The organism is Microcoleus sp. N9_A2 (assembly GCF_036701775.1).
Taxonomy (GTDB): Bacteria; Cyanobacteriota; Cyanobacteriia; order Cyanobacteriales; family Microcoleaceae; genus Microcoleus.
The window spans coordinates 1-4,170 of record NZ_JAUBRH010000124.1 but is presented as its reverse complement, the minus strand read 5'-3'; the positions used below and the strand labels follow the sequence as shown (position 1 = coordinate 4,170).

2 protein-coding genes and 1 pseudogene are annotated in these 4,170 nt (G+C 39.0%); all 3 read right to left on the bottom strand.

Annotated features, from left to right (window positions below; all coding sequences use genetic code 11):
* Positions 1-566: 566 nt before the first annotated feature.
* The 3 genes and pseudogenes from QUA44_RS30105 to QUA44_RS30095 all read right to left on the bottom strand — a co-directional run bounded on the left by QUA44_RS30105 (position 567) and on the right by QUA44_RS30095 (position 3,868).
* Positions 567-1,889 carry a hypothetical protein gene (locus tag QUA44_RS30105; RefSeq protein ID WP_333257545.1) on the bottom strand — a complete coding sequence of 441 codons (1,323 nt, stop codon included), beginning with the start codon at positions 1,887-1,889 and terminating at the stop codon, positions 567-569.
* Between the two features lie 268 nt (positions 1,890-2,157).
* A complete protein-coding gene (locus QUA44_RS30100) occupies positions 2,158-3,009 on the bottom strand; it encodes an IS630 family transposase (RefSeq protein WP_333257547.1) in 852 nt (283 codons plus the stop codon).
* Between the two features lie 22 nt (positions 3,010-3,031).
* Positions 3,032-3,868: pseudogene (locus QUA44_RS30095) on the bottom strand (IS5 family transposase).
* Positions 3,869-4,170: the final 302 nt, after the last annotated feature.

Sequence of the window (4,170 nt, the reverse complement as noted above, 5' to 3'; positions counted from 1 at the left end):
AACGTCTTAAGTTTAACTCCAATTAGGTAACTTAATGTTTTGTTACATAGATATGTTTTTTCCCGCCTACCTACTTAACTATTTCTCGATTTATCAAGCAGCTTTTTCTACAAAAAACTTTAGCCGTTTTAACCACTTCTGCCAGTAGTCGAGAAATTGTTCCCGTCCAACACAAATATTTCCGTATCTTCGCCCAGAAGAGCCACAACAATCAAAGCCTTAACAATTTTAGCGGCAAACAAAGTTTCACTCTAAGTAAGTCGGTGGAAAAATTCATAATTATGTAAGGAAATATTAAGGGGTGCGCTCTGAGTTAAAGTGTAACTGCTCACCGCAAATTTGTTGCGGTGAGCAGTTACGACAAATGGCTACAACCTAATTATGAACTATGAACGGAATCTCTCCTTCTTCAGGGGAAGAGTTCCTCAATAAATAGACAGTCCGTTAAACCCTAGGCGATCGTATTCCTCCTAAACAGAAAAGAGTGGACTCTTTTCTAAGATCCACTCTCTGTTAAACTCTCTTAGGGCTAGCTTGAACAAGCTAGAGTTAAGTCCTTACTTTACCTAATCCTTAATGATTCTCTTGTCATGAATGACCACTTGATCCTTGAGTTCAGGAGTGCCGGAGATGTGAATATCCGTATCCATATTTTCCTCGGTGGATTCGGCTAGATATTGGGCAGATGACTTAACATCCTGCCCTGCACGTTTAGCAGATTCGGCTGCATTTTGGGATGATGATTTAAAATCATGCGCTGCACCTTGAGGAGATGGGGTTGCATTCTGGGCAGAGGATCTAAAATCAGGCACTGGAGGTTTAGCAAATTCGGCTGCATTTTGGGCAGATGATTTAAAATCATGCGCTGCACCTTGAGGAGATGGGGTTGCATTTTGGGCAGATGACTTAACATCCTGCTTAAACTCCTGCGCTGCACCTTTAGCAGATTGAGCCGCATTTTGGGCAGATGACTTAACATCCTGCTTAACATCCTGCGCTGCATCTTTAGCAGATTCGGCTGCATTTTGGGCAGATGACTTAACATCATGCGCTGCACCTTTAGCAGATTCGGCTGCGCTTTGAGCAGATGACTTGATTGATTCGGCTGCACTCTTTCCAGATGACTTAAGCGATTCGGCTGCACTTTTTATAGATGGCTCCACTGCCTTCGCTGTATCTTTTACAGTTGATCTAAGATCCTGAGTTGCACCCTCAATTTCCTGAGCTACAGCTTTGACAGAAGGCTTAACTTCCTCAGCCGTACTCTTAATAGAGTCCGCTGCACTTTGTATAGAAGGCTTGACACCTTCGACTGTCTGCTTGACTGAATCTTTTACTTCTCTAATCGTAGGTTTGACTTCCTCGGATGCACTCTTGACTGCATCTACTACAGAAGGCTTGGCTTCTCTAACTGTCTCATTGACAGATTCGGCTATACCTTTAATCGAAGGCTTAGTTTCCTCAACAGTCTCCTTGACTGCTTCTGCTGTAGCTTTGATAGATGGTCTAACTTCCTCAGCAGTTTCCTTTACTACTGTCCCTAGCTCTTCTACAGTGTGTGTAATACCGTCTGCTACGCTGTGTGCTGCATCCCCTAAATTATCTACAGCACGGTTAACAGTATCAGCAGTACCTTTACCAATCATAGCGCCCGCAACTGAGCCTGCTACAGCACCAAGAATTCCTCCAGAGCGAGCACCGAGTATACCACCAACTGCTGCTCCAGCTATCCTCGCACCAATGCCTGAGCCTGATGATTGATCTTCCTGTGATTCTGCATTTTCGTTAGTCTGAGCCTGAATCTGCTGGTTTTCGCTATTGTCAACATTCTTTTCTTGGAAGTCAGGATTGGCTTCCGGCTTGTTAAAAGGCTGCTTATTATCAGTCATAAGATATCCTTGGCTATTAGTGCTACATTTACTAGGCTAACTATATACTTCTCCGAAAATCTACTGCCTAAGAACTAGATTTTGACTGTTACTTAAGAAGTAGATTCTTAAAAATACTGACCACTACGGCGCTAGCGACTCGCTGTTCATTCGACATTGAAGAAGCTGGAGGCGCGCGTTAGCGAAGCCCTCAAAGAGGATCGCATATCTGGCACAGTCTTAGCTTAGCCAGCAAAAAAAAATAATATATACAGGATTGTTTAAGTAGTTAAGCAAAATTAATTACATAATTATCTCCAAATCCTTTAAGAATTCTTTCTACAGATGAAACAAGAGATGGCCAGCTAGAGTAGGCATCTATTTCGAGCCATTGATATTTAATAAACCGCCACAAAATCTCAATTAAATTCAATTCAGGTGAATAAGTAGGCAATTCAAATATAGTTAAACCGCGTTCTTTCCATTCTTCAATTTTCTCGAAAATGGCATTGCTAGTATGGATAGAAGCTTGATCTAGTACAATAACTGTTGGCCGCTCCACCACAGCAAAGAAAGTATCTATGCAGGCTATGATTACATCAGAATTAATAGTCTGCTCTGAAACATAAGCATGAAGAGTGTTTTGCCGATTCATGATTCCCCAGACATTTAAACGCTTTGTTCTACGACTATAAATTGACAAACATTCACCAATATCTTGCCATCCATAAGGGACACAAGGAATGCCACAAAATCCGGACTCATCCAAATAGTATAAATCAATTTTTCCCTCATCTTCTAATTGTTTTAATTCTGACAACTTTTCTTTTTTTTCCTTGTATTCTATGGGGTCTGGCTTGCCGCCAACACCTCGACGCATCCTATGCCAACTCATCTTTTTTTTTATTATTCTCTTAATTGTTTCTGTACTTATATTAACAGACCATTCTTTTTTGATTTTTTGTACTACTTGCTTTAATTGTTTGGGTTGCAATTTTACCCAGTCTCTAATTTGATCTGATTGTGCGGAATTAAATGTTTTTTTTCTGCCTCTACCTGGTTGATATAATCCGAGCATTCCCTCATCTTCCCATCGATTCAACCAGTTATACATAGTAGACCTCTTGCAAAAAAGATATATGTTATAATTAGAGGTTTTAAATTTAATCCCCTACAGCTAACTCATAATTGTAAATTGCTGACAACAAATTACAACGCAGACCATAACGGCGGCGGCGATTCCGATAACGACTCGACAATATTTTAAAAATTTTGAGACTCCGATTAACGTGTTCTATTACAATTCGCTCCTGTGCTAAAACTCGATTGTAGTCTTTTTCTATTTGAGAAAGTTTCCCATTTTTAGGTTTCTTTCTAGGGATATAACTATTGGTGTGATAGTCCTTTATCCCTTGATAGCCACTATCTTGTAAGCTATTGGTAGCGGGATGAAAATGAACTTTACTTTTTTTGAATAAGTTAAAGTCATGGCAATGCCCTGGTCCAAAAGCAGTGCAAATAATTTCTCTTGTCTCTTGATTAATTACCAATTGAGTTTTTAGAGTATGACATTTTTTTTTGCCTGAGTAATATCTTTTCTGTTTTTTTTTGGGTCGTTCAATCGCTGTTTCTGTGACATCCATCACCACGAACTCTGGATAATCAGAGTTTTTTAGTAATGCTTTCTTCCCAGGAATACGGAACTTTCCCGTTTTCATTAAAGTTGATTCGATATCAGTTACAATTCGGCAAATAGTTGATTCAGATACTCCCCAATTTGTCCCGATATGAAAATATGTTCGATATTCTCGCCAATATTAATCGGCGACTAAGACCTGTTCTTCGAGAGTTAGGATAGTGCGACGCCCTCTTCTGTCTTTAGGGTTTTCTACAGCAAAGCTTTCTAAGGCATTAACCATTGCTTTTAGGGTTTCAATCTTGATACCAAATCTACGTTGAAATTGATCGGGTTTCAAATTTAAGTAAGATTGATTTTTCATGATTTAGTTATTTTGTAACGACCAACAGAGCTTTCTAGCATTTTATCCTGTTTCTAGCAAGACAAGAGTGCAAATAAGTCAGAAGTTGGGATTCAACCAATTTTCAGTAAAACCTTTAATTATATCATAAAACTATTTTGCAAGAGGTCTATTCTTATAACTAACTTTAAAAATTTTCATTAAATTTTCATTCTTGATATTTTGTGAAGCCAAAATTAAAAAATGGGGAGCATCCCGGTTTTGTAAATATCCGAATAAGTGTAAAATAGTTAAAATCAATAAAAGCGTCAAAAAAAGTCGAG

Excerpts from the sequence above, each read along its gene's own strand:
- QUA44_RS30105 (WP_333257545.1), bottom strand. The coding sequence starts at position 1,889 with ATGACTGATAATAAGCAGCCTTTTAACAAGCCGGAAGCCAATCCTGAC.